General features: G+C 71.3%; 21 protein-coding genes and 1 riboswitch. Of the genes, 13 read left to right on the top strand and 8 right to left on the bottom strand.

The genetic code is table 11. From position 1 onward, the window contains the following. Positions 1-53: 53 nt before the first annotated feature. The 4 genes from rsgA to ACZ4EG_RS25495 all read right to left on the bottom strand — a co-directional run bounded on the left by rsgA (position 54) and on the right by ACZ4EG_RS25495 (position 4,281). Complete coding sequence (gene rsgA, locus ACZ4EG_RS25510) at positions 54-1,064, bottom strand: ribosome small subunit-dependent GTPase A (RefSeq protein ID WP_453553418.1); 1,011 nt, start codon at positions 1,062-1,064, stop codon at positions 54-56. A gap of 13 nt (positions 1,065-1,077) precedes the next feature. Continuing rightward, positions 1,078-2,403, bottom strand: a complete 1,326-nt coding sequence (gene aroA / locus ACZ4EG_RS25505) for a 3-phosphoshikimate 1-carboxyvinyltransferase (protein WP_467792220.1) — start codon at positions 2,401-2,403, stop codon at positions 1,078-1,080. A gap of 163 nt (positions 2,404-2,566) precedes the next feature. Continuing rightward, positions 2,567-3,289: a M50 family metallopeptidase gene (locus ACZ4EG_RS25500; protein WP_390708807.1), complete on the bottom strand. Its 723-nt coding sequence runs from the start codon at positions 3,287-3,289 to the stop codon at positions 2,567-2,569. Positions 3,290-3,480: 191 nt separating this feature from the next. Continuing rightward, entirely contained in the window at positions 3,481-4,281 is an 801-nt protein-coding gene (locus ACZ4EG_RS25495) for a DUF2249 domain-containing protein (protein ID WP_467792219.1), read from the bottom strand. A gap of 72 nt (positions 4,282-4,353) precedes the next feature. Between ACZ4EG_RS25495 and ACZ4EG_RS25490 the strand changes: the two genes are divergently transcribed. From ACZ4EG_RS25490 to ACZ4EG_RS25430, 13 genes are all read left to right on the top strand, one after another. Further along, positions 4,354-5,094, top strand: coding sequence for a helix-turn-helix transcriptional regulator (locus ACZ4EG_RS25490; protein WP_453553411.1), 741 nt, complete (start codon positions 4,354-4,356; stop codon positions 5,092-5,094). Then, positions 5,091-6,275, top strand: coding sequence for a hypothetical protein (locus tag ACZ4EG_RS25485; RefSeq protein WP_467792218.1), 1,185 nt, complete (start codon positions 5,091-5,093; stop codon positions 6,273-6,275). The genes ACZ4EG_RS25490 and ACZ4EG_RS25485 overlap by 4 nt, the downstream gene beginning before the upstream one ends. Continuing rightward, a complete protein-coding gene (locus ACZ4EG_RS25480; protein WP_467792217.1) occupies positions 6,272-8,980 on the top strand; it encodes a multicopper oxidase domain-containing protein in 2,709 nt (902 codons plus the stop codon). The genes ACZ4EG_RS25485 and ACZ4EG_RS25480 overlap by 4 nt, the downstream gene beginning before the upstream one ends. A gap of 44 nt (positions 8,981-9,024) precedes the next feature. Then, positions 9,025-9,840: an SOS response-associated peptidase gene (locus ACZ4EG_RS25475; RefSeq protein WP_453553405.1), complete on the top strand. Its 816-nt coding sequence runs from the start codon at positions 9,025-9,027 to the stop codon at positions 9,838-9,840. Between the two features lies 1 nt (position 9,841). After that, entirely contained in the window at positions 9,842-10,468 is a 627-nt protein-coding gene (locus ACZ4EG_RS25470; protein WP_467792216.1) for an alpha/beta hydrolase family protein, read from the top strand. A 296-nt stretch (positions 10,469-10,764) separates the two neighbouring features. Further along, positions 10,765-11,448 (top strand): RNA polymerase sigma factor SigR, encoded by a 684-nt coding sequence (gene sigR / locus ACZ4EG_RS25465; RefSeq protein WP_453553401.1) that lies wholly within the window; start codon positions 10,765-10,767, stop codon positions 11,446-11,448. Continuing rightward, on the top strand, positions 11,445-11,756 hold the full coding sequence (gene rsrA / locus ACZ4EG_RS25460) for a mycothiol system anti-sigma-R factor (protein ID WP_453553399.1): 312 nt from the start codon (positions 11,445-11,447) through the stop codon (positions 11,754-11,756). The genes sigR and rsrA overlap by 4 nt, the downstream gene beginning before the upstream one ends. Positions 11,757-11,893: 137 nt before the next feature. Further along, complete coding sequence (locus ACZ4EG_RS25455; protein WP_467792215.1) at positions 11,894-13,201, top strand: HD-GYP domain-containing protein; 1,308 nt, start codon at positions 11,894-11,896, stop codon at positions 13,199-13,201. Next, positions 13,198-14,511, top strand: a complete 1,314-nt coding sequence (locus tag ACZ4EG_RS25450) for an HD-GYP domain-containing protein (RefSeq protein WP_467792214.1) — start codon at positions 13,198-13,200, stop codon at positions 14,509-14,511. Before ACZ4EG_RS25455 ends, ACZ4EG_RS25450 begins: the two co-directional genes overlap by 4 nt. A 148-nt stretch (positions 14,512-14,659) precedes the next feature. Further along, positions 14,660-15,640, top strand: a complete 981-nt coding sequence (locus ACZ4EG_RS25445) for a tetratricopeptide repeat protein (protein WP_453553393.1) — start codon at positions 14,660-14,662, stop codon at positions 15,638-15,640. 151 nt (positions 15,641-15,791) lie between these two features. Next, positions 15,792-16,442: a peptide deformylase gene (gene def, locus ACZ4EG_RS25440; RefSeq protein ID WP_390708817.1), complete on the top strand. Its 651-nt coding sequence runs from the start codon at positions 15,792-15,794 to the stop codon at positions 16,440-16,442. 295 nt (positions 16,443-16,737) lie between these two features. Continuing rightward, positions 16,738-17,823, top strand: a complete 1,086-nt coding sequence (gene cyc1 / locus ACZ4EG_RS25435) for an epi-isozizaene synthase (RefSeq protein WP_467792213.1) — start codon at positions 16,738-16,740, stop codon at positions 17,821-17,823. Next, a complete protein-coding gene (locus ACZ4EG_RS25430) occupies positions 17,820-19,190 on the top strand; it encodes a bifunctional albaflavenone monooxygenase/terpene synthase (RefSeq protein ID WP_467792212.1) in 1,371 nt (456 codons plus the stop codon). The genes cyc1 and ACZ4EG_RS25430 overlap by 4 nt, the downstream gene beginning before the upstream one ends. 22 nt (positions 19,191-19,212) lie before the next feature. On the opposite strand, the gene ACZ4EG_RS25425 is transcribed toward ACZ4EG_RS25430, so the two are convergent. The 4 genes from ACZ4EG_RS25425 to ACZ4EG_RS25410 all read right to left on the bottom strand — a co-directional run bounded on the left by ACZ4EG_RS25425 (position 19,213) and on the right by ACZ4EG_RS25410 (position 24,626). Next, on the bottom strand, positions 19,213-20,178 hold the full coding sequence (locus tag ACZ4EG_RS25425; protein ID WP_467792211.1) for a helix-turn-helix domain-containing protein: 966 nt from the start codon (positions 20,176-20,178) through the stop codon (positions 19,213-19,215). Positions 20,179-20,425: 247 nt separating this feature from the next. Beyond that, positions 20,426-21,439, bottom strand: a complete 1,014-nt coding sequence (locus tag ACZ4EG_RS25420) for a ribonucleotide-diphosphate reductase subunit beta (RefSeq protein WP_467792210.1) — start codon at positions 21,437-21,439, stop codon at positions 20,426-20,428. Further along, on the bottom strand, positions 21,439-23,802 hold the full coding sequence (locus tag ACZ4EG_RS25415) for a ribonucleoside-diphosphate reductase subunit alpha (RefSeq protein ID WP_467792209.1): 2,364 nt from the start codon (positions 23,800-23,802) through the stop codon (positions 21,439-21,441). The genes ACZ4EG_RS25420 and ACZ4EG_RS25415 overlap by 1 nt, the downstream gene beginning before the upstream one ends. 124 nt (positions 23,803-23,926) lie before the next feature. Next, positions 23,927-24,067, bottom strand: a riboswitch (cobalamin riboswitch). A 52-nt stretch (positions 24,068-24,119) separates the two neighbouring features. Beyond that, positions 24,120-24,626 carry a GNAT family N-acetyltransferase gene (locus tag ACZ4EG_RS25410; protein ID WP_453553381.1) on the bottom strand — a complete coding sequence of 169 codons (507 nt, stop codon included), beginning with the start codon at positions 24,624-24,626 and terminating at the stop codon, positions 24,120-24,122. Between the last annotated feature and the right edge of the window lie 54 nt (positions 24,627-24,680).

The raw sequence follows: 24,680 nt of genomic DNA, 5'->3' as shown, positions 1-24,680 counted from the left end.
CTCGGTGCGATTATGCACTTGCCGGACTCGCGTAAAGGCAAACAACGCGGTGGTCAGTCGCCGTCCTTGCGCTCCCGCGCCGCCAGCAGCCGGCGCAGCGAATACAGCCGCGCCGGGTCCGCGTGACCCTCGGCCACCCACTCGTCCAGCGCGCATTCCGGCTCGTCGTGACTGCACGCGCGCGGGCAGCCCTCGGTGCCCGGCGCCAGGTCCGGGAAGGCGTGGATGACCCGGGACGGGTCGATGTGCGCGAGGCCGAAGGACCGTACGCCCGGGGTGTCGACGACCCAGCCGGCCGCGCCGGTGAGCGGCAGCGCGAGCGCCGAGGTCGTGGTGTGGCGGCCGCGGCCCGTCACCGCGTTCACCCGGCCCGTCGTACGCCGGCGGTCCTCCGGGACGAGGGCGTTGACCAGGGTCGTCTTGCCCACGCCCGAGTGGCCGACGAACGCCGTGATCTTGCCGTCGAGGTACTCGCGGACGCGGTCGGCCGCGTCGCCGTTCTCCAACTCCTCGCGGCTGGTGACGACGTAGGGGATGTCCAGGTCGCCGTAGAGCTCCAGCAGCTTGTCGGGCGGGGCCAGGTCCGACTTGGTCATCACCAGCAGGGGTTCGAGGCCGCCGTCGTAGGCCGCGACCAGACAGCGGTCGATCAGACGGGGGCGCGGTTCCGGGTCGGCCAGGGCCGTGACGATGGCCAGCTGGTCGGCGTTGGCGACGACCACGCGCTCGTACGGGTCGTCGTCGTCGGCGGTCCGGCGCAGCAGCGAGGTGCGCTCCTCGATGCGGACGATACGGGCGAGGGTGTCCTTCTTCCCGGACAGATCGCCGACGAGGGCCACCCGGTCGCCGACCACCGCCGCCTTGCGGCCCAGTTCACGGGACTTCATCGCCAAGATTGCCGTGTCGTCGACGAGGCAGGTCAGACGGCCCCGGTCCACGGTGAGGACCATGCCCTCGGCCGCGTCCTCGTGTTTCGGGCGGATGTTCGTGCGAGGCCGGTTGCCCTTGCGGTTCGGGCGGCTGCGGATGTCGTCCTCGTCGGTGTGCTTGCCGTAGCGGCGCATGGCGGTGAGTCCCCTACGCCCTGTCGCTCCCGAGCATCCCTGTCCACATCTCGGGGAAGTCCGGCAGCGTCTTCGCCGTGGTCGCCACGTTCTCGATCTGTACGTCCTCGACGGCCAGGCCGATGATCGCGCCGACGGTCGCCATGCGGTGGTCCTCGTAGGTGTGGAAGACGCCGCCGTGCAGCCGGCGCGGGCGGATGTGCAGGCCGTCGGCCGTCTCGGTGACGTCTCCGCCGAGCTCGTTGATCTCCTTGGTGAGCGCGGCCAGCCGGTCCGTCTCGTGCAGGCGCAGATGGGCCACGCCCCGCAGGGTGGAGGGGGAGTCCGCGAGGGCGGCGACCGCAGCGATGCCCGGGGTCAGCTCGCCCACGTCGCTCAGGTCGACATCGATGCCGTGGATGGCACCCGAACCGGTGAACTCCAGCCCGTACTCGGTGAGTTCGCAGGAACCGCCCATTTCGGTGAAGATCTCGCGCAGCCGGTCACCCGGCTGGGTCGTCCGGGACGGCCAGTCCGGGACGAGGACCTTGCCGCCGGTGACCAGGGCCGCCGCGAGGAACGGCTGGGCGTTGGACAGGTCCGGCTCGATGGTCAGGTCGCGGCCGAGCAGGGCGCCCGGGGTGACCCGCCACACGTTCGGCTCGCCGCCCGACTCCGGGGTGTCCACCTGGGCACCGACCGCGCGCAGCATGTCCACCGTCATCCGGATGTGCGGCATGGAGGGCAGCGAGGCACCGATGTGGCGGACCTCGACGCCCTGGTTGAAGCGCGGGCCGGACAGCAGCAGCGCAGACACGAACTGCGACGAGGACGAGGCGTCGATCGACACCGGGCCGCCGTCCAGCGCACCGCCGCCGTGCACGGTCAGCGGCAGCGCGCCCCGGCCGTCGTCGTCGATCCGGGCGCCGAGCGCGCGCAGCGCGTCGATCACACCGTTCAGGGGGCGCTCGTACGACCGCGGGTCGCCGTCGAAGCGGACGGGGCCGTCGGCCAGCGCGGCGACCGGCGGCAGGAAGCGCATGACCGTGCCGGCGTTGCCGACGTCGACGGTGGCCGGGCCGTGCAGGCCCGTGGGGAGCACGCGCCAGGCCTCGCCGGAGCCGTCGGGGCCCACGCCTTCCTCGATGTCGACGCCCATGGCACGCAGGGCACCGGCCATCAGCAGCGTGTCGCGGGATCGCAGGGGGCGGCGCAGCCAGCCCGGCTCGGAGGCGAGGGCGGCGAGCACCAGGGCGCGGTTGGTGACGGACTTGGACCCGGGCACGTGGACCGTCGCGTCGACGGCTCCGCTCGCGTGCGGGGCGGGCCAGAGGGCGGTGTGCGCGGGGTTCGGGGCCATAGGGCCACTTTATAAGGAGGCCGTGGTTCGGGTGCGGCGCCGTTGCGGCTGGTGGCGCCCGCGGGGCGGGGCCGTGAACCGGCCCGGCCCCGCGCCCCGGTGCGGTTCGGGGCGCCTTCTCGTCCCTCCGGCAGTCGGCTGTCGTCCCTCCGGCAGTCGGCTGTCATCCCTCCAGCAGCCAGCTGCCCCCGCCGATCAGCGAGCACAGTGACACCGCGTGGAACAGGAACAGCCACAGGCCCGCGGGGACGTGCGTCAGGCGGGACAGCTGGTCCGCGTCCGAGTCGCCCGCCCCACCGCGTGAACGCTTGGCCTGGAGTTCGAAGGCCGGGCGCACGCCGCCGAACAGCAGGAACCACACCACCGCATACGCGAACGCCGCCTGCACCTGGGGGCCGGCCAGCCAGGACACCAGCAGGAAGGCGGCGCCCGTGACGATCACCGTCAGCGCCCCGTAGGCGTTCCGGATCATGACCAGCATGGCCACGAGCAGGGCCGTCGCCGCCCACAGCAGCAGCGTGATGTGCCCGGCGGCCAGCAGCGCGGCGCCGCCCAGGCCCAGCAGCGGGGGAGCGGTGTAGCCGGCCGCAGCGGTGAGGATCATGCCCGGGCCGGTCGGCTTGCCCCGGCTCACGGTCAGGCCGCTGGTGTCGGAGTGCAGGCGTATGCCCGTCAGCTGCCGGCCGGTGAGCAGCGCCACCAGGCCGTGGCCGCCCTCGTGCGCGATGGTGATCGCGTTGCGCGAGACGCGCCACGCGGTGTGCGGGACGACCGCGGCGAGCGCGGCGACCAGGGTGGCGATCACCACCCACAGGTCGGGGTCGGGCTGGGTGCCGACGAGACGGTCCCAGAGGTCGGGCAGCGCGGTGGCGGCGGTGCTGTCCATGTGTGCTGTTGCTCCCTCTGGTCGTTCGGAGTGTCGCAGTGTGGCACGTCTGCGCGGACGGTATCTGAGACGCCGACCTGGCGGCGATCGTTCCCGGCGGTAAACGTGCAGGTCACAGCATTAGAGCCCCGGAGTGGTCCGGGGCTCTTGCCTTACCCGTGCTTGCCGGTCGGACGGCCCGCCCGTGGTGGTCAGCGATGCGTGAGCAGCAGACGCCACGCGTCCGGGCCGCGCTGGAGGTACTCCACCGCGAACGCGCCCGGGTGACGGTCCTCGATCTGGCCCAGCAGGGGCAGCGGGTCGTGCGGCGCGACCAGGATCATCGCCTGCCCGGAGGGCACCGCGGCGATCGCGCCGAACACCGTGGCATGCCGCAGCGAGTGGGGGACGTCGCGCACGTCCAGCTCGGGCACGTCCGTCTCGTCCGAACCGCCGCAGCCACAGGTGCCACCGCAGCCACCGCCGGACGCGGCCGCCTCGCCGGCCTCACCGTGCTCGTGGCCGTGGCCGTGGCCGAGGATGTCGTGCATGCCCGCCAGGAGTCCGGCGAGGGAGATGTCCGGGGAACCGGCCAGCAGCGGCAGGATCAGGGTGTTCTCCTTTTCCAGGTGCTCCTCGAACAGCACCTGGAGCGCCCGGCCGTCGGTCGCCGCCTGCACGGCCGAACCGGCGGTGCGCAGCGCCTCGACGAGCGCGGTGAGCCTGCGGTGCTCGGCGAGCATGCCGTCGATCAGGAGGCGCGCGGCGGGCAGGTCGTGGGCCACGGGGTAGAGGGTCTCCTCCTCGGCGGCCGCGTGCGGGATCAGGTCGCGGTCGCAGAAGGCGACCAGTTCCGCACGGACCCGGTCGGCCGCCGCCGGGTCGCGCTCCGCGGCCGCGATCAGCATCGCGACCCGTCCGGCCAGGTCACCCGCCAGCTGCGTGTGGTGCGCCTCGACGGCTTCGGCCGCCGCCGCGTCCTGGGGGTCCGATGCGATGGTCAGGGTGCTCATGAGGGTCGTCCTTCCAACGGCCGGCAGCCCGTCCCCGTTCGGTCCGGGCCGATACTGCAATATAGTACGGACATGACCGTGGAAAATAACGGACCGCTTCCCGGCAGCGGAACGAACCGCGTACCGCTGTCCCGGCAGCGCCGCGGTGTCCTGCAGGACCTGCGCGGCCAGGCCGCCCCCGTCACCGCGAGCGCGCTCGCCAAGGTGTGCGCGCTGCACGTCAACACCGTCCGCGAGCACCTGGACGCCCTGGTGGACGCCGGCCTCGCCACCCGCGAGGCGTCCAACCCCTCCGGACGCGGCCGCCCCGCCTTCCGCTACCGGGCCCGCCCGCCGCAGGAGTCGCCCGCACGCGAATACGCCGGGCTCGCCGCCGTCCTCGCCGCGCAGATCGCCCGCTCCAGCGCCGACCCGCGCCAAGACGCCCTTGCCGCCGGCGAGCAGTGGGGGCTCCTCCTCACCGCCCGGCAGACGCCGACGGCGGATCCCAAGGAGGCGCGGACCCGGCTGCTGGACCTCCTGGAGGAGATCGGCTTCGCCCCGGAAGCGGACGCGGACGCACGCCAAGTCCGGCTGCGGCGCTGTCCGTTCGTGGAGACGGCGCGTGAACACCCCGGTGTCATCTGCGGTGTTCACGAGGGACTGGTCCGGGCCGGGCTCGCCGCGCTGGGCGGGGCGCCGCAGGAGGTCGAGTTGCTGCCGTTCGCCGAACCGGACGCGTGCCGACTGCACTTGGGTCTGACCGAGCGAGCCGACGACGAGGACGGTGCCGGGCACCCGACCGCGGCCGGCACACCCGGGGCGAACCGGTGACCCCGCCGTCCGGCTCCGCCCCCGGCAGCAGCGCCGCCCGGCGCGCGGGCGCCCGCCGAGCACCCCTGCTGCTCGCCGCCGGTCTCTGCCTCCTCGCCGGTCTCGACGCCGCCCTCGGCCTGCTCGGCCTCCCGGCCCCGGTCACCACCGACCGGCTCCCGCAGGTGCACGGCGTGCTGATGGTGCTCGGCTTCGCCGGCACGCTGGTCGCGCTGGAGCGCGCCGTCGCCCTGGGCCGCCCCTGGGCCTATCTGGCCCCCGGCTGCCTCGGCGCCGGGGGCCTGTTGCTGCTCAGCCCGGTCGACCTGGTCGTACCCCGGCTGCTGCTCGTCGCCGGATGCGCCGCGCTGGTCGCCCTGTACGTGCGCTTCTGGCGCAGGCAGCCGAGCGCCGCCCTGCTCGCCCAGGCCGCGGGCGCCGTGCCGGCACTGGGTGCGGCACTGCTGTGGCTGGGCGGGATCGACGTACCGGGCATGCTGCCCTGGCTGGTGGCCTTCCTCGTGCTGACCATCGCGGGGGAGCGGCTGGAACTCGCCCGGGTGGCCGTCCTGGCGCCCTCGGCGGAACAGACGTTCCTGTGCAGCGTCGGCGCGGTCACCGCGGGCGTGGTCGCCACCCTGCTGTGGCCCGCGATCGGCACCGTACTGCTCGGCGCCGCGCTGCTCTCCCTGGTCGCCTGGCTCGTGGTGCACGACGTCGCCCGCCGGCTGCTGCGCTCCACGGGCCTGCCCCGCTTCACCGCGGCGTGCCTGCTCGCCGGGTATGCCTGGCTGGGCCTGGCCGGCACCCTGTGGCTGCTCAACGGGCCCATCACCGAGGGAACGCGGTACGACGCGGTGGTGCACTGCGTGTTCCTGGGCTTCGTGATGTCGATGATCATGGCGCACGCCCCGGTGATCCTGCCAGCCGTCCTGCGCCGTCCCCTGCCCTACCACCCGGCGCTGGCGGTGGCGGCCTGGCTGCTGCATCTGTCGCTGGCGCTGCGCGTGCTGGTCGGTGACCTGCGGGACGTCCGAGGCGCGTGGCAGCTCGGCGGGGTGCTCAACATCGTCGCCGTGCTGCTGTTCGTCGTATCGGCGGCCGCCGCCTCCGTCATCGCCACGCGGCGCGCGTCGGCGACGGCAACGGCCTCCGCCTCTTCCTCCGCGTCAGCACCCTCCGACCCGAGGACCGCCCGGTGACCACGAACCTGTCTCCCTCCACGGCGAGCGGATCCGCCCCGAAGCCCCCGGGCCGCTCCCCGCGCACCCGCTGGCACCTCGGCGTGAACGCGATCGTGGTCGTCTGGCTCGCCCTCTTCGCCGCGGTCGGGTCCGGCCACCACTTCCTGCCGCACGCCTTCTGGCTGCTCGTCCATGTGCTGCTGCTCGGGGCGGTCACCAACGCGATCGTCATCTGGTCGGGCCACTTCGCCGCCTCCGTCCTGCGGCTGCCCGAGGCGAACCGGGGTGCCCCCGCCGCACTGCGCCTGGTCTGCCTGAACGCCGGTGCGGTCGGCGTGATCGGCGGCATGCTCTTCGACCGGTGGTACCTCGTCCTGGCCGGTGGATGCCTGGTCGCGGCCGCGGTCACGGCGCACGCCGTATGGCTGGTACGACTGCTGCGGCGGGCGCTGCCCGGCCGGTTCTCCATGACCGTGCGCTACTACGTGGCCGCCTCCGCCCTGCTGCCCGTGGGCGCCGCGCTCGGCGTCGTCATGGCGCGCGGTGACCTCGCCGGTGATCTGCCCGAACGGCTGCGCTTCGCCCACGAGACGATCAACCTGCTCGGCTGGGTCGGCCTCACCGTCGCCGGAACGCTCATCACCCTGTGGCCGACGATGCTGCGCACGCGGGTGGCGGACGGCGCGGAACGAGCGGGCCGCGCCGCCCTTCCCGTTCTGCTCGCCGGACTCGGCGCCGCCGTCGCCGGCACCCTGCTCGGCCCGCCGCCGCTGGCCGCCCCCGGCGTGGTCGGCTACGCCGCCGGGCTGGTCGTCGCTGGCGCGCCCTGGCTGCGTGAGGCCCGGGCGAAGGCACCGCGTTCCTTCGCCGCGTGGTCGGTGGCCGCGGGCTGTGGATGGCTCGCCGGCTCGCTGACCGTCCTGTCCGGCATCCTCGTCTCCACGACCTCCTGGATCACGGTGGGGGAGCGCTTGTCGCTGCTGACCGCGCCGCTCGCCGCCGGCTGGATCGCCCAAGTACTGCTCGGCGCGCTGAGTTTCCTCGTCCCCGTGGTCCTGGGCGGCGGCCCCGCCGCCGTACGCGTCGCCACCGTGAGCCTCGAACGGGCCTGGCCGGCCCGGCTGGCCGTCACCAACGCCGCCCTGTTGCTGTGCGTGCTGCCGGTGCCGTCGATGGTGCGGGTGGCGTGCTCGGTGCTGCTGCTGCTGGTGATGCTGCTGTTCTTCCTGGTGCTGCTCGTGCTGACGGTCGTACAGGGGATGCGCAACCGCCGCAGGGCGGCGCAGGGAGATCCGCCTCCGGCTCCGGCCGAGGTCCGGGCGCGACCGCACCGGGTGCTCGGTGGCGTTGCCCTCGGGCTCGCGGTCGTGATGCTGGCCGTCGCGGGCGGCGGGGCGGCCGACGTGCGGTCGCTGCCGATCCTGGAGCGGTCCGCCGCCACGAGCGCCGACGGGGGCGCGGTGACGCCGACCGGCCGTACCACCACGGTCGCGGTGACGATCCGCAACATGCGCTTCTCGCCGGCCTCCGTCGACGTGCCCGCCGGAAACCACCTGGTGATCGACCTGCACAACACCGGTACCGACACCCACGACCTGGTGCTGGAGACCGGCGCCCGCACCGACCGGCTCAGTCCGGGACAGAAGGGCACGCTGGACGCGGGAGTCGTCGGCCGCGACCTTGAGGGCTGGTGCTCCATGGTCGGCCACCGGCAGATGGGGATGGTCTTCGCCGTGAACGTCACCGGGGCCGGTGCGGACTCCGCCGCGGACAGCGGCGGGACCACCCATGACCACAGCGGCGCAGGCACGTCCGCGGCCACGAAGGACACCGCCGCGGAGGCGTTCGACCCGATGGCCGAACCGGCCGCCGGCTTCACCGCCCGCGACGCCCAGCTCCCGCCCGCCACCGGCGGAGCCGGCCACCAGGTGCACAAGAGGACGATCACCGTGAAGGAGGTGACGAGGGAAGTCGCCCCCGGCGTACGGCAGAAGCTGTGGACCTTCGACGGCACGGCCCCTGGGCCCGTGCTGCGCGGACGCGTCGGCGACACCTTCGAGATCACCCTCGTCAACGACGGATCGATCGGCCACTCGGTCGACTTCCACGCCGGATCGCTCGCGCCGAACGGGCCGATGCGCACCATCAAGCCCGGCGAGTCCCTGACGTACCGGTTCACGGCCACCCGCAGCGGCATCTGGATGTACCACTGCTCGACCATGCCGATGTCCCTGCACATCGCCAACGGCATGTTCGGCGCGGTGATCATCGACCCGCCCGGCCTGCCCACGGTGGACCGTGAATACGTGCTGGTCCAGTCGGAGTTCTACCTCGGCAAGCAGGGCGGCACGGCCGACGCCGCCAAGGTGAACGCCAAGGACTACGACATGGTCGCCTTCAATGGCTATGCCAACCAGTACGATCACGACCCACTGACCGCCGGGGCCGGTGAGCGCGTACGGATCTGGGTGCTGGCGGCCGGGCCGAACGAGTCCAGCGCGTTCCATGTCGTGGGCGGCCAGTTCGACACGGTGTTCCGTGAGGGTGCATACGACTTGAGACGGGGAGGGTCGCAGAGCGGGGGCGCGCAGGTCCTCGACCTTGCCCCCGCCTCGGGTGGATTCGTCGAGCTGTCCTTTCCGGAGGCCGGTGACTATCCGTTCGTCACGCATGTCATGAGCGACGCGGAACGGGGTGCGCACGGCGTCTTCCGGGTCCGGTGAGCGGCGACAATGGCACCAAACGGTCTGTCGGAGGGGTGTTTGACATGTGCGGACGGTATGCATCCAGTCGTCGGCCCGAAGATCTTGCGGGAATCTTCGAGGTCGAGAAGTGGGAGCCCGAAGAGACCCTGGAGCCGGATTACAACGTGGCTCCGACCAAGGAGGTCTACGCCGTCCTCGACCGCCCCGTGAAGGACGCCGAAGACCCACGGCCGGTGCGCCAGCTGCGCCGGCTGAAGTGGGGACTGGTGCCGTCCTGGGCCAAGACCCCCGAGGGCGGCGCCCGGATGATCAACGCGCGTGCGGAGACCGTGCACGAGAAGCCCGCGTACCGCCGCGCCTTTGCGGCCCGGCGCTGCATCGTCCCCGCCGACGGCTACTACGAGTGGGTCACCGGCAAGCAGGAGCGGGACCTGGAGGCCGAGGGGAAGAAGAAGCGCCCGCGCAAGCAGCCGTACTTCGTGCTGCCCGCCGACGGCTCGGTCTTCGCGATGGCCGGGCTGTACGAGTTCTGGCGCGACAAGACCCTCCCCGACGACCACCCGCAGGCCTGGTGGGTCACCTGTTCCGTGATCACCACGGAGGCGGAGACGACCCCCCTGGCCGTCGCCCCGGCCGAGGGACCGTTCTCGCTCGCCGAGATCCACCCCCGGATGCCGCTGATGCTCACGGAGGACCGCTGGGACGCCTGGCTGGACCCCTCCCGCACGGACCCGGAGGACCTGCGCTCCCTGCTGGAGCCGCCCCCGGCCGGCCTGATGCGCGCTTACCCGGTCTCCACGGCCGTGAGCAACGTCCGCAACAACGGCCCGGAGCTGCTGAAGGAGCTGGAGGGGCCGGAAGAGGGCACACTCTTCTAGCGTGATCGAGATTGTCGAGACCGACGCCGGGACCGCCCGCATCACCTGGCACCGGGCGAAGAAGGCGCGGCTGGTGCTGGCCGCGAGTCATGGGGCGGGCGGCGGCATCGAGGCGCGTGACCTGCAGGCGCTCGCCCAGGTGCTGCCGGAGCACGGCGTGACCGTGGCCCTGGTCGAGCAGCCCTGGCGGGTCGCGGGCAAGAAGCTCGCGCCCGCGCCGAAGACCCTGGACACCGGCTGGCGCGGCATCTGGCCCGCGCTGGCCGGGATGGAGCTGCCGGTGATCTCCGGCGGCCGCAGCGCGGGCGCCCGGGTCGCCTGCCGCACCGCCACGGAGCTGGGCGCGCACGCCGTGCTCGCGCTGAGCTTCCCGCTGCACCCGCCGGGCAAGCCCGAGAAGTCCCGCGCCGACGAACTGCTCGGCGCCGGGGTGCCCACGCTCGTCGTACAGGGCGGAAACGACCCCTTCGGCAAGCCGGACGAGTTCCCCGCGGGGGCGTACGAGCTGGTCGAGGTGCCGTACGGCGATCATGGCTTCGCGGTCCCCAAGCGCGCGGAGATCACCCAGGAGCGGGCCCTGGAGATCATCACGGACGGTGTCGTCCAGTGGGTGGCGTCACTCGGGTAACGCAGGGAATGCCGGGGCCGGGACAACTGTTGTGGCGGACAGAAGTGCTGGACCGCCGGCACCGTCGTCGTAGGAGAGGAAGCCGCCGCATGGGTTCGACCATCTGCCCTCCCGTCGCCCACCATCCCGTGGACAGGCTTCGCCCGGCAGAGTTTGATCCGAGCCGCCCTGAGCTGGACTGGACGGTGCTGCACGCGGCCAAGACGCCTCCTATTCGAGCGGCGGCAGGCACGGGTCGTGTTCTATCCTCCGAAACGAGTGGGACCGGTTTCGGTCCCACCCGGGATCTTGAGGAGGTGGGTCCGGTCACTGGGACCGACGCAGGGACCGACAACGGCCAGGCGGAGCTGCCCGAGGGCCGGGGCATGGGCGCGGAGTCGACCGCGGAGCGCAGCGCGCGCTTCGAGCGGGACGCGCTCGAATTCCTCGACCAGATGTACTCGGCCGCGCTGCGCATGACGCGCAATCCCGCCGATGCCGAGGACCTGGTGCAGGAGACGTACGCCAAGGCGTACGCGTCCTTCCACCAGTTCCGTGAGGGCACCAACCTCAAGGCGTGGCTGTACCGGATCCTCACCAACACCTTCATCAACTCGTACCGCAAGAAGCAGCGCGAGCCCCAGCGCAGCGCGGCCGAGGAGATCGAGGACTGGCAGCTCGCCCGTGCCGAGTCGCACATGTCGACCGGTCTGCGCTCGGCCGAGTCGCAGGCGCTCGACCACCTGCCCGACTCGGACGTCAAGGAAGCACTGCAGGCGATCCCCGAGGAATTCCGCATCGCCGTCTATCTGGCGGACGTAGAGGGCTTTGCGTACAAGGAGATCGCGGACATCATGGGGACACCCATCGGTACGGTGATGTCCCGGCTGCACCGGGGCCGCCGTCAACTGCGCGGCATGCTGGAGGACTACGCGCGTGAGCGCGGCCTGGTCCCGGCGGGCGCCGGAGAGTCGAACGAAGCGAAAGGCTCGGGCTCATGAGCTGCGGAGAGCCGCACGAGACGGACTGCGGTGAGGTCCTCGATCATCTCTATGAGTTCCTCGACAGTGAGATGCCGGACGTCGATCGCGACAAGTTCAAGCAGCACTTCCAGGAGTGCTCCCCGTGCCTGGAGAAGTACGGCCTGGAAGAGGCCGTGAAGAAGCTGGTCAAGCGGTGCTGCGGGCATGACGACGTACCGACCGACCTGCGCGCCAAGGTCCTGGGGCGGCTCGACCTGATCCGTTCCGGCCAGACCGTGCCGGAGCACGACGTGACCGCCTCGCCGGTCACGCCCCAGGAGTCCTGACCCCGCGCCCGGACACCGTGTCCTGATCTTGGGGACATCACCCGAATGTGCTAATCCGCGGGTCATCGGCCCGCGGACCCCCTGGCCCCCGTCCTAGGCTCCGAAGCCTGGGCACGCACGGTCGGGGGAGGGGTGTCATGGAGGTGGTTCCGGCACGGGCACGCGTGTACGTGGCCTGTGTCGCCCTTCTCGCTCTGTTCTGTCTGCTGTCGCTGCGCGGAAACCACTCACCCTGGTGGGTGATCGCGCTGCTCGCCGCGCTGTACGCGGCCTGCGAGCACGTCGCGCGGCGCCGGTTCGCGGGCACCTTCTACCCCGTCCTGCTCGCCGGGGCCTTTCTGCTGCCTCCGCCCGCCGCCGCGCTCGTACCGCTGCCGGCCGCCCTGCTCTCCCACGGCGGACAGCCGTCCACGCCGCTCCGGCGCGTCTGGCGGGGCGCCCAGCCGGCGCTGGCGGTGTGGGGCGCGTCCCGGGTGCACTGGGCGCTGGGCGGGCGCGACGCGGTCGTGGCGTCCCACTTCCCTTATGTGCTCGTTCCCGCCGGGGCGGCCGTGCTGGTCTTCTGCCTGGTGCTGGCCGTGCTCGACGGCGGGATCCTCGCCCTCGTCGAGCGGGTGCCGGCCCGGCGGGCCTGGCGGGGGCTGCTGTCGCGCTCGCTCGCGCCGATCGCGGCGCACGGGCTGGCCGGGCTGATGATGGCGGTGCTGTGGCGCAGCCCGTACGGCCCCGTCGCCGCGCTGCTCGTGCTGCTGCCGATGTGCGTGTCCTGGTGGGTGTTCGCGCAGTACCACCGGGAGCGGGCCGCCCACCAGGCCACCATCCGCGCGCTGGTGCAGGCCGTCGACATCAAGGACGGGTACACCCGCGGTCACAGCGAGCGGGTCGGACATGCCTCCGTGATGATCGCCCGTGAACTGGGCATGGACGGCGAGCGCGTCGAGGTGCTGCGCTTCGCCGGGATCCTGCACGACGTGGGGAAGCTGGGCGTCCCGACCCGGCTGCTCCGCAAGGACGGGCCGCTCACCCCCGAGGAGCGCCGGGTCATCGAACTGCATCCCGAATACGGGCACGAGGTGGTGCGGGGCATCTCCTTCCTCGGCGAGGCGCGCGCGGCGATCCTGCACCACCATGAGCGGCTGGACGGAAGCGGCTATCCGTATGGGCTGGCCGGCGGGCAGATCCCGGAGTGCGCGCGGGTGGTCGCCGTCGCCGACGCCTTCGACGCCATGACGTCCACGAGGTCCTACCGCAGGGCCCGGCCCGTCGCGACGGCACTGGAGGAGCTGGAGCGGTGCGCGGGGGCCCAGTTCGACCCCAGGATGGTCGCCGCGCTGGCACGCGCTCTGGCCCGGCACGGCTGGCATCCCGCCGTCACCGCCGACGAGACGCGGCACGCGGCGTCCCCGCCCGAACCCGTCCCGAGCCGGCCCGGAGCCGGGCGATGACGCCGCTCCGCCTGATATCCGGCTCCGCCGTCGTCCTCGCCCTCGGCTGCCTGGCCGTCACCCTGTGGACCGGCATCGGCGACCGGGGAGTCGCCCTCTGCTTCGGCCTTCTCATAGCCGTCGGCGAGCTCTCCCTCCCCCAGGCTCTCGGCTCCGGCCGAGCGGAGGGGACCGAAGTGACCGGCGCGCGCGTGCGGGAGGCCGCGCCCGTCGGTGCCGCCGGAGCGCTGTCCTACGCCCTGCTCGGCGAGGTCGCCGGCCGCCCCGCCCAGCACGATGCCGCGCAGGTCGTCACCGTCGTCCTGGCAGCCTCCCTGCTCGGCAGCGTGCCGCACATCTGGCAGGGCCGCAGCCCCACCCTCGACCAGCTGGCCCGCCGCGTCCTGACCGTCGGCTTCGCCGCCGTCTGCTTCCAACCCCTCTACAACCAGGGCGTGTTCGGCTCCTGGGGCGGACCGGCCTACGCCCTGCTGGTGCTCGCCCTCCTCGTGCTCACCGCCCTGTGCGACGCGGTCCTGGCGGCCGCGCAGGCGCACTCCCGCACCCGGTGGCCGTTCGGCCCGCTGCTGAGGGACGAGCTGCGGGGGCTGCTCGGCATCGGGTCCGCCGTGTGCGCCACGGGCGCGGTGATGGCGCTGGCGGTCGCCGTCGCGGGACTGTGGGCCCTGCCCGTGTTCTGCCTTCCGCTGCTGCTCACCCAGCTCTCCCTGCGCCGGTACGCGGCCGTACGGGCCACCTACCGGCAGACCATCGCCTCACTCGCCCGGGCCACCGAGGTCGCCGGGTACACCCCCGCCGGGCACGCCCGTCGCGTCGCCGCGCTCAGCGGGGCCGTGGGCCGGGACCTGGGGCTGTCCGGGACCGAGCTGACCGTGCTGGAGTACGCGGCCCTGATGCACGACATCGGCCAGCTCAGCCTGGTCGACCCGGTGCCGGCCGGGGCCACCGCCGGGCTGCCCCCGGAGGAGCAGCGGCGCATAGCGCTCCTCGGCGGGGCCGTCGTACGGCAGACCGGGGTGGACGCGGCGGTCGCCGTGGTCGTGGAGCGGCAGGCCGACCCCTACCGGGAGCAGCCGGTGGCCGCGCGGATCGTACGGGCCGTGAACGCATACGAGGAGATGGCCAGGGAAGCAGGACCCGGTGGGCCGCTCAAGGCCCTGGAGGAGCTGCGGCTGGGCACCGCGGGGGACTATGCGCCCGAGGTCGTGGAGTCGCTCGCCCGGGTGCTCTGGAATCAAAGGTGTGGCGCGGTGGGGGTCCCCCCAGGCGTTGAGCTCCGGGGGAGCCTCGGGCAGGGTGGTGGCAGGTGACGGGCGGCACTGTCTGACCCTGTCTCTTCCTGGGTAACCCATGGGTAATGAGCGTCCTTCCTGCCGTACGTGGTTGGATGCGAGGGAGAGGGTGTCCGGGGGCACAAGCCAGCCCACTGTGCGGAACTGGAACTGGCAGGCGGGAATCGTGAGGATCTTCGGCAAGGGACGGCACCGGCCCTCCGCCTCCTGGCGGCAGGCCACAGATCGCGCGTTCACGCTGATCGGCGACGGCCGGTACGAGGACGCGGGCGAGCTGCTGACGCGCGCCGCCGACCTGGAGCCCTGGCTGTCGGAGTCCTGGTTCAACCTCGCCCTGCTGCACAAGTTCCGGCACGACTGGGAGCAGGCCCGGGCCGCCGGCCTCAGGGCCGTGGCGCTGCTCGACCGGGAGACCGGGGCACCCGACTGGTGGAACGTCGGCATCGCCGCCACCGCCCTGCAGGACTGGCCGCTGGCCCGGCGGGCCTGGCAGGCCTACGGGCTGCGGGTGCCGGGCGGAGCCGCCGTCTCCGGGGAGCCGCTCGGCATGGAGCTGGGCAGCGCGGCCGTACGGCTGTCACCCGAGGGCGAGGCCGAGGTCGTGTGGGGACGCAGGCTCGATCCGGCGCGGATCGAGGTGCTGTCCATTCCGCTTCCCTCGTCCGGGCGACGCTGGGGCGAGGTCGTACTGCACGACGGGGTGCCCCACGGGGAGCGGACCACGGCCACCGGGCATGCGTTCCCGGTGTTCGACGAGATCGAGCTGTGGGCCCCGTCGCCCGTCCCCACCTGGGTGGTCCTGCTGGAGGCCGCGACCGAGGCCGACCGGGACGCGCTGGAGCAACTGGCCGCCGACGCCGGCTTCGCCGCGGAGGACTGGTCGTCGTCCGTGCGGCTGCTGTGCCGTATGTGCTCGGAGTCGCGCATGCCGTCCGACGAGGGCGACGGCACCCATCTCGACCCGCACGACCACAGCGAACCCGGCCACCCGGGGCCGCTCGGCCACCGCACCGACGGGCAGCTGTGGGTGCCCGAGCGCGAGTGCGGGGTGGCTGCGCCGGCTTCGCTGGTGAGGGGGTTGCTGGACGGGTGGGTTGCGGACAGTCCGGACTCCAGGGATTGGCGGGACCTCGAAGAGGTTTGCTAGGGGGCGTTGTCGGCTGCGGGGCCGTTGTGGCTGGTCGCGCCCACGCGGCGGAGCCGCATATCGATACTGTCCCGCGCCCCTGTGGGGCGCGGTCCCCGTACCCTGTATCAGCATCTACTCCCCGTTTTTGTCAGGAAGGCATACGTCGGTCATGGCGCAGCAGGACACCGATCAGCAGCACGCGGGCGTGCTCCCCGTGGACGACGAGGGCTTCGTCATCGACACCGAGGACGCGGAGGAGCGCGAGAACGCCTGGCGTGAGCGTGGCACCTCGCGGCCGATCACGGTTGTCGGGAACCCGGTGCTGCACAAGGAGTGCAAGGACGTCACCGAGTTCGGCGAGGAGCTCGACCAGCTGGTCGCGGACATGTTCACCAGCCAGCGCACCGCCGAGGGCGTGGGCCTGGCCGCCAACCAGATCGGCGTCGACCTGAAGGTCTTCGTCTACGACTGCCAGGACGACGAGGGCGTCCGGCACGTCGGCGTGGTGTGCAACCCGAAGCTGGTCGACCTGCCCGCCGACAAGCGCCGCCTGGACGACAGCAACGAGGGCTGCCTGTCCGTGCCGACCGCCTACGCGCCGCTCGCCCGCCCGGACTACGCCGAAGTGACCGGGCAGGACGAGAAGGGCAACCCGGTCAAGGTTCGCGGCACCGGCTACTTCGCACGGTGTTTGCAGCACGAGACCGACCACCTTTACGGCTACCTGTACATCGACCGTCTGTCGAAGCGCGAGCGCAAGGACGCGCTGCGGCAGATGGCCGAGAACGAGCCGCGCTACCCCGTGGTCGCCAACGACTGAGGCCCGCGCACACCTCTGTGACGCCTGATCAGGAACGTTCCTGATCAGGCGTCGTTCTTTTATGTCCGGCTTCACACCGTCTGCGCGTCGCAAATTCGATCCTTTGTGCGCTTCTAGCAATCCGCAATCAGTCACACAAGGGGGGATTCTCGGCACGGTGGGGTAGTGAGTGAAGCAAATCCGTTCCCAGAGCGGTCAGTTGTAGTGCTGAATGGGAAGTGCGGGGATACGCAACGGCGCACGCCCGGCACGGTGAGAGGGGTGTGTGCTTCTGGCGGCTGAGAGGGGTTTGTTCGTGCATGCTTTCCCACACAGCACCACATGGATGCCGACGGCGGTCCCGGTCCCGCCGACGCTGGCTCTGCCGTTGATCGAGTCGGCGTTTCCCCGGCAACTGCATCCGTATTGGCCGCGACTACAGGAGAAGACCCGCCTCTGGCTCCTGGAAAAGCGGCTCATGCCGGCGGACAAGGTGCAGGAATATGCCGATGGCCTGTGCTACACCGACCTCATGGCGGGCTACTACATAGGTGCCCCCGACGACGTCCTGCAGGCCATCGCCGACTACAGCGCGTGGTTCTTCGTCTGGGACGACCGCCACGACCGCGACATCGTCCACGGCCGCACCGACGACTGGCGGCGGCTCAGGTTCCGCTTACACGCGGCCCTCGACTCACCCGGGCCCCACGAGTCCCATCCGGACCCTGTGGTGGCGGGATTCGCGGACAGCGTGCGGCGGTTGTACTCCTTCCTGCCCCGGACCTGGAACGCCCGGTTCGCCCGGCACTTCCACGCGGTGATCGAGGCGTACGACCGGGAGTTCCGCAACCGCGTCAGGGGATACGTCCCCGAGGTGGAGGAGTATCTCGCCCTGCGGCGCCTGACCTTCGCACACTGGATATGGACGGACCTGCTGGAGCCGAGCGCCGGATGCGAACTCCCGGACGCCGTGCGGAAACACCCGGCATACCGTCGTCCGGCGCTGCTGAGCCAGGAATTCGCCGCCTGGTACAACGACCTCTGCTCCCTCCCGAAGGAAATAGCGGGCGAGGAGGTCCACAATCTCGGAATCAGTCTCATCACCCATGAGGACCTGACTCTGGAAGAGGCAGTCGTCAAGCTACGGCGGCGCATCGAGAAATGCGTGGAGGAGTTTCTCGAAGCGGAAATGATCGCCCTGCGGTTCGCCGACCGGCTCGATGACGGCACCGTGCCCGGAAAGGAACTCGGTGCCGCCGTACGGTCCTGCCTCTGCAATATGCGGAACTGGTTCAGTTCCGTCTACTGGTTCCACCACGAGTCCGGCCGGTACATGGTCGACAGCTGGGACGACAGGTCCACGCCCCCGTACGTCAACAACGAAGCGGCAGGTGAGAAATGACCGTCGAGTCGGTGAAGCCCGCGGCACCCGAGGTGCCCGAGTTGAGTGAGCCGCCCCTCGCGGGGGGTGGCGTCCCGGTCCTCGGCCACGGCTGGCGACTGGTCCGCGATCCGCTGGCCTTCATGGCCGGGCTGCGTGAGCACGGTGACGTCGTACGGCTGAGGCTCGGCCCGAAGACGGTGTACGCCGTCACCACCCCCGCGCTCACCGGCGCAATGGCGCTGAGCCCCGACTACAAGATCGACGGGCCGCTGTGGGAGTCCCTCGAAGGCCTGCTCGGCAAGGAGGGCGTGGCCACCGCGAACGGCACCCGGCACCGGCGCCAACGACGCACCATCCAGCCCGCGTTCAGGCTAGACGCCATACCCGCGTACGGGCCGATCATGGAGGAGGAGGCGCACGGGCTGACCGAGCGCTGGCGGCCCGGCGAGACCGTCGACTGCACCTCCGAGTCCTTCCGGGTCGCCGTGCGGATCGCGGCCCGCTGTCTGCTGCGCGGCGAGTACATGGACGAGCGCGCCGAGCGGCTGTGCGTCGCCCTCGCGACCGTCTTCCGCGGTATGTACCGCCGGATGGTCGTCCCGCTCGGACCGCTCTACCGGCTGCCGCTGCCGCCCAACCGGAAATTCAACCGAGCCCTGGCCGATTTGCATCTGCTCGTCGACGAGATCGTCGCCGAGCGCCGGGCATCCGGTCAAAAGCCGGACGATTTGCTGACGGCATTGCTGGCGGCGAAGGACGAGAATGACGAGCCCATCGGGGAACAGGAGATCCACGACCAGGTCGTCGCGATACTCACCCCCGGAAGCGAAACCGTCGCCTCCACGATCATGTGGCTGCTCCAGGTGCTCGCCGAACATCCGGAACACGCCGAGAAGGTACGTACCGAGGTCGAATCCGTGACCGGCGGCCGGCCCGTCGGATTCGAGGACGTACGGAAGCTCACGTACACCAACAATGTCGTCGTCGAGGCGATGCGTTTGCGTCCCGCCGTATGGATATTGACGCGGCGCGCGGTGACCGACACCGCGCTCGGCGGCTATCGCATTCCGGCCGGGGCGGACATCGTCTACAGCCCGTACGCCATCCAGCGCGACGGCCGGTCCTACGCGCACAACCTCGACTTCGACCCCGACCGCTGGTTGCCGGAACGCGCCAAGGGCGTACCGAAATACGCCATGAGCCCGTTCAGCGTGGGCAATCGCAAGTGCCCCAGCGACCACTTCTCGATGGCCCAGCTCACCCTGATCACGGCGGCGCTGTCGGCGAAGTACCGCTTCGAACAGGTCGACGGGTCGAACGACGCGACCCGCGTGGGCATCACGCTCCGTCCGCACCGGCTGCTGCTGAAGCCCGTGCCATGGTGAGACGCCCGTTGCCGGTGCGCGCTCAGGCGGCCTGCGGGCCCCGGAACGCGCGCCGGTAGGCGTTGGGGGTGGTCCCCAGGGCCCGTACGAACTGATGGCGCAGCGCGGCCGCGGTGCCGAACCCGGTGCGCGCGGCGACCGCGTCCACCGTCTCGTCCGTGCCCTCCAGCAACTCCTGTGCCAGCAGAACGCGTTGGCGCAGGATCCAGCGGTAGGGCGTGGTGCCCGTCTCCTGCTGGAAGCGGCGCGCGAAGGTGCGCGGTGCCATGAGGGCGCGGGCGGCCAGCTGCTCGACGGTCACCTCCTCGTCGAGGTGCTGCTCCATCCACACCAGTACCTCGCCGACCGTGTCGCACGAGTCCCGGGGCAGCGGACGTTCGATGTACTGCGCCTGTCCGCCGTCCCGGTGCGGCGGCACCACCATCCGCCGGGCGATCTTGTTGGCAACCTCCGGGCCCTGTTCCTTGCGCACGATGTGCAGACAGGCGTCGATCCCGGCCGCGGTGCCGGCGGAGGTGATCACCGGGTCCTCGTCGACGTACAGGACGTCCGGTTCGACGCGGGTGCGCGGGAAGCGCCGGGCGAGCGCGTCCGCGTGCCGCCAGTGCGCGGCACAGCGCCGTCCGTCGAGCAGTCCGGCGGCGCCCAGCACGAAGACGCCGGAGCAGACGCTGAGCACACGGGCGCCCCGGTCCACGGCCCGGCGCAGGGCGGCGAGCAGCTCGGGCGGATAGTCCCGCCCGACGTTCGCGTCGGAGGCCGGTACGGCGATCAGATCGGCCTTCTCCAGCCGGTCGAGGCCGTACGGCGTGGAGACGGTGAGCCCGCCGACATGGGTGCTCAGCGCCGGACCCTCCGCCGAGACCACGGCGAAGTCGTACACCGGCAGCCCCTCGTCGCTGCGGTCGAGGCCGAACACCTCGCAGACGACTCCGAGTTCAAAGGGATGCACACCGTCGAGCAGGACGGTGGCCACGTTCCTCAGCATGCGTCCAGTGTGCCTCGGAAGTGGCAGTAATTCGAGGGTGTGCGGCAGTCCTGCCACTGTTTGTAAGGAGTATTCGGCGCGACAGTGGTGACATGACTACAGCGCAGACAGAAGCCCTGATCGGAATGACCGTCGCCCTCGGGATCCTGGTCCTCCTGGTCCTCCCCTCACTGATCGGCATCGTGCGCGACCGGCGCATCGACCGACAGCTCAGGGAGGCCCAGGAGACCGGGAAGGCAGGACGGGGTCAGAAGTCCTCGTCCAGGTCGACGGTGCCCTCCACCGCCACCTGGTACGCCGACGGACGCCGCTCGAAGAAGTTGGTCAGCTCCTGAACCCCCTGGAGCTCCATGAAGGAGAAGGGGTTCTCGGAGCCGTACACCGGAGCGAAGCCGAGGCGGCTCAGCCGCTGGTCGGCGACGCACTCCAGGTACTGCCGCATCGACTCGGTGTTCATGCCCGGGAGGCCGTCACCGCACAGGTCGCGCGCGAACTGCAGCTCGGCCGCGACGGCCTCCCTCAGCATGTCGGTGACCTGCTGCTGAAGCTCGTCGTCGAAGAGGTCCGGCTCCTCCTTGCGGACGGTGTCCACCACCTCGAAGGCGAAGGACATGTGCATCGTCTCGTCGCGGAACACCCAGTTGGTGCCGGTGGCCAGACCGTGCAGCAGACCCCGGCTGCGGAACCAGTAGACGTAGGCGAAGGCGCCGTAGAAGAACAGGCCCTCGATGCACGCGGCGAAGCAGATGAGGTTGAGCAGGAAGCGCCGCCGGTCGGCCTTCGTCTCCAGGCGCTCCAGCTTCTCCACCGAGTCCATCCACTTGAAGCAGAACGCGGCCTTCTCGCGGATGGAGGGGATCTTCTCCACGGCCGCGAAGGCCGCGGCGCGGTCCTCCGGGTCGGGGAGATAGGTGTCCAGGAGCGTCAGATAGAACTGGACGTGCACCGCCTCCTCGAAGAGCTGCCGGCTCAGATAGAGCCGCGCCTCGGGGGAGTTGATGTGCTTGTACAGGGTCAGCACCAGGTTGTTGGCCACGATCGAGTCGCCCGTCGCGAAGAACGCGACCAGACGCCCGATCAGATGCTGCTCACCCGGCGTCAGCTTCGCGAGGTCGGCGACGTCCGAGTGGAGGTCGACCTCCTCCACGGTCCAGGTGTTCTTGATCGCGTCCCGGTAGCGCTCGTAGAAGTCGGGGTAGCGCATCGGGCGGAGAGTCAGCTCGAAGCCCGGGTCGAGCAGGTTGGTGTTACGGCTGGACATTACTGGCAGGCCTCGCAGGACTCGGGGTTCTCAAGGGAGCAGGCGACGGCGTCGGGGTCGGCGACCTGCTGGACGGGGATGGACGCCGGCGTCTGCGCCTGGGCGGCGCGGGCGATGCGGGTCGCCGGGCGCGAGCGCAGGTAGTACGTCGTCTTCAGACCCTGCTTCCAGGCGTACGCGTACATCGAGGAGAGCTTGCCGATGGTCGGCGTCTCCATGAAGAGGTTCAGGGACTGCGACTGGTCGAGGAACGGGGTCCGGTCCGCGGCCATGTCGATCAGCCCGCGCTGCGGGATCTCCCACGCCGTGCGGTACAACGCCCGTACGTCGGCCGGGATCCACGCGAAGTCCTGCACCGAGCCGCCCGAGTCGCGCAGCGCCTCACGGGTGCGGGCGTCCCAGACGCCCAGCTCCTTGAGGTCCTTCACCAGGTACGAGTTGACCTGGAGGAACTCGCCCGACAGGGTCTCGCGCTTGAAGAGGTTGGAGACCTGCGGCTCGATGCACTCGTACACGCCCGCGATCGAGGCGATGGTGGCCGTCGGCGCGATGGCCAGGAGCAGCGAGTTGCGCATGCCGACGGCGGCGATCCGCTCGCTCAGCGCCGCCCAGCGCTCCGGCCAGGCGAGCTCGACGCGGTAGTGGTCGGGGTGCAGCACGCCCCGGGCCGTACGGGTCTTCTCCCAGGCCGGCAGCGGGCCGTTGCGTTCGGCCAGGTCGGCGGAGGCCTCGTACGCGGCGAGCATGATGCGCTCGGCGATCCGGGTCGACAGGGCGCGTGCCTCGGGCGAGTCGAACGGCAGCCGCAGCTTGAAGAAGACGTCCTGCAGGCCCATCGCACCGAGGCCGACGGGACGCCACTTGGCGTTGGACCGGCCGGCCTGCTCGGTCGGGTAGAAGTTGATGTCGACGACACGGTCGAGGAAGGTGACGGCCGTGCGGACCGTCTCGTCCAGCCGCTCCCAGTCGATGTCGCCGTCGACGACGAACGCGCCGAGGTTGACCGACCCCAGGTTGCAGACCGCAGTCTCCCCGTCGTCGGTGACCTCCAGGATCTCCGTGCAGAGGTTGGAGGAGTGGACGACGTGGCCCGGCTCGGCCGTCTGGTTGGCGGTGCGGTTGGCGGCGTCCTTGAAGGTCATCCAGCCGTTGCCGGTCTGCGCCAGGGTGCGCATCATGCGGCCGTAGAGGTCACGGGCGGGGATGGTCTTCTTCGCGAGCCCGTCCGCCTCCGCCTTGCGGTACACGGCGTCGAACTCCGCGCCCCACAGGTCGACCAGCTGCGGCACGTCCGACGGGGAGAACAGCGACCACTGCTCGTCGGCGTCGACCCGGCGCATGAACTCGTCCGGGATCCAGTGCGCGAGGTTGAGGTTGTGCGTACGGCGGGCGTCCTCGCCGGTGTTGTCGCGCAGCTCCAGGAACTCCTCGAGGTCGGAGTGCCAGGTCTCCAGGTAGACCGCGGCCGCGCCCTTGCGCCGGCCGCCCTGGTTCACGGCGGCGACGGAGGCGTCGAGGGTCTTGAGGAACGGGACGATGCCGTTGGAGTGCCCGTTGGTGCCGCGGATCAGCGAACCACGGCTGCGGATGCGGGAGTACGACAGCCCGATGCCGCCGGCGTGCTTCGAGAGGCGGGCCACCTGGTGGTAGCGGTCGTAGATGGAGTCCAGCTCGTCCAGTGGGGAGTCGAGGAGGTAGCAGGACGACATCTGGGGGTGCCGCGTGCCGGAGTTGAAGAGCGTGGGGGAGGAGGGCAGATAGTCGAGGCGGCTCATGAGCGCGTAGAGCGCGGCGACTTCGTCGACGGAACGGGCGGAGTCGTCCTCGGCGAGACCCGCGGCGACCCGCAGCATGAAGTGCTGGGGCGTCTCGACGGCCTTGCGGGTGATGGGGTGGCGCAGCAGGTAGCGGCTGTGCAGGGTGCGCAGGCCGAAGTAGCCAAAGCGGTCGTCGGCGGCCGCGTCGACCAGCGAGTCGAGCCGCTCGGCGTGCAGTCGTACGAACGCGGCGGTGCGGTCGGCGATCAGCCCCTCGCGGTGCCCCACGGCGACGGACCCGGTGAAGGACGTCACGCCCTGCGAGGCGGCCTCGGCGCGGATGGAGAGGGTCAGCAGCCTGGCGGCCAGCCGGGAGTAGGCCGGGTCCTCGGAGATGAGGCCGGCGGCCGCCTCCGTGGCCAGCTCGCGCAGCTCCGACTCGTCCGCCCGGGCGGAGCGGCCGCGCAGCGCGGCGGCGGCGACCCGGCCGGGGTCGGCGTCGGGCAGGTCGGCGGTCAGCTCGGTCAGGGTCCGCAGCAGCGCGGCACCGGGACCGTCGGTCTCCAGGCGTGTCGCTGAAGCCGGTTCGGCTGGCGCGATGGTCACGTGGGGCTCTCCCAGGCTCGGCACGGGGGCCTTGCGCAGGGCAGGGGGCGGCACACGAGCGCACGCGGCGTCGCGTCCACCGGCCCACTCCACGAGGCCCGGACGTCGGGGCACCCGGATTGGACGGCCGGGCGCACTGTCGGCAGGTCCTCGGACTGACGCGAGCGCGCATCACCCCCGGGGGGCGGATACGCGCAAGTACACCGTTGCGGGACAGTTCCGGATTCGCACCGGATTCCCCTGCGGCGACAGCGAGCATGAGCATACATCTAGTGCCGGGTGCTCGCGTCACCCCCAGATGTTGTGTCGTGGCGGTGTCAGAGTGTCAACTCGTAGGTGAGGAGAGTGATGTCGTCGAGGTGGGGGAGGGGATTCCAGTCCCGCTCGGGTGTGCGCACGAAGCCCATGCGTTCGTAGATGCGATGGGCGGCCCGCATGGAGCGCTGGCTGGACAACACGATCCGTACGCAGCCCGGCGTGGCCCGTGCGCGATCGACACAGGCGCGCACCAGAGCCTCCCCGACGCCGCGGCTGCGTGCCGCGTGGCCGACCGCGAGCATCCGTATCTCGGCCTCTCCGGCGCGGGCGATGTCGGCCATGGGCCCGCCTGCCGGCACGAAGGTGACGCCGCCGAGCACTTCGCCGTCCGCCACGGCGACCAGCACCTCCGCGGCGGCCGCGCGCTTGGCCACGTCCCTGAGCTCGCCGAGGTAACCGTCGCTCTCCCCGAAGTCGAGGAGGCCGTCCTGGAGATAGGCCTGGGCCGTGATCTCGCCCAGGGTGCCGTACTCGTCCGGAGCCGTCCGCCTGATCTCGATGTCCATGGGACCGAGTGTGCAGGACGGGTACGACAACGGGCCGCCGGATTTTCTCCGACG

This window comes from Streptomyces sp. NPDC025638 (genome assembly GCF_055558775.1).
This window is presented reverse-complemented; position numbering and strand designations above follow the sequence as displayed.

Excerpts from the sequence above, each read along its gene's own strand:
- ACZ4EG_RS25500 (WP_390708807.1), bottom strand. The coding sequence starts at position 3,289 with ATGGACAGCACCGCCGCCACCGCGCTGCCCGACCTCTGGGACCGTCTC.
- ACZ4EG_RS25450 (WP_467792214.1), top strand. The coding sequence starts at position 13,198 with ATGACGCCGCTCCGCCTGATATCCGGCTCCGCCGTCGTCCTCGCCCTC.
- rsgA (WP_453553418.1), bottom strand. The coding sequence starts at position 1,064 with ATGCGCCGCTACGGCAAGCACACCGACGAGGACGACATCCGCAGCCGC.
- ACZ4EG_RS25425 (WP_467792211.1), bottom strand. The coding sequence starts at position 20,178 with ATGCTGAGGAACGTGGCCACCGTCCTGCTCGACGGTGTGCATCCCTTT.
- ACZ4EG_RS25420 (WP_467792210.1), bottom strand. The coding sequence starts at position 21,439 with ATGTCCAGCCGTAACACCAACCTGCTCGACCCGGGCTTCGAGCTGACT.
- ACZ4EG_RS25430 (WP_467792212.1), top strand. The coding sequence starts at position 17,820 with ATGACCGTCGAGTCGGTGAAGCCCGCGGCACCCGAGGTGCCCGAGTTG.
- aroA (WP_467792220.1), bottom strand. The coding sequence starts at position 2,403 with ATGGCCCCGAACCCCGCGCACACCGCCCTCTGGCCCGCCCCGCACGCG.
- ACZ4EG_RS25455 (WP_467792215.1), top strand. The coding sequence starts at position 11,894 with ATGGAGGTGGTTCCGGCACGGGCACGCGTGTACGTGGCCTGTGTCGCC.
- ACZ4EG_RS25475 (WP_453553405.1), top strand. The coding sequence starts at position 9,025 with ATGTGCGGACGGTATGCATCCAGTCGTCGGCCCGAAGATCTTGCGGGA.
- ACZ4EG_RS25490 (WP_453553411.1), top strand. The coding sequence starts at position 4,354 with ATGACCGTGGAAAATAACGGACCGCTTCCCGGCAGCGGAACGAACCGC.
- ACZ4EG_RS25495 (WP_467792219.1), bottom strand. The coding sequence starts at position 4,281 with ATGAGCACCCTGACCATCGCATCGGACCCCCAGGACGCGGCGGCGGCC.
- def (WP_390708817.1), top strand. The coding sequence starts at position 15,792 with ATGGCGCAGCAGGACACCGATCAGCAGCACGCGGGCGTGCTCCCCGTG.
- ACZ4EG_RS25410 (WP_453553381.1), bottom strand. The coding sequence starts at position 24,626 with ATGGACATCGAGATCAGGCGGACGGCTCCGGACGAGTACGGCACCCTG.
- rsrA (WP_453553399.1), top strand. The coding sequence starts at position 11,445 with ATGAGCTGCGGAGAGCCGCACGAGACGGACTGCGGTGAGGTCCTCGAT.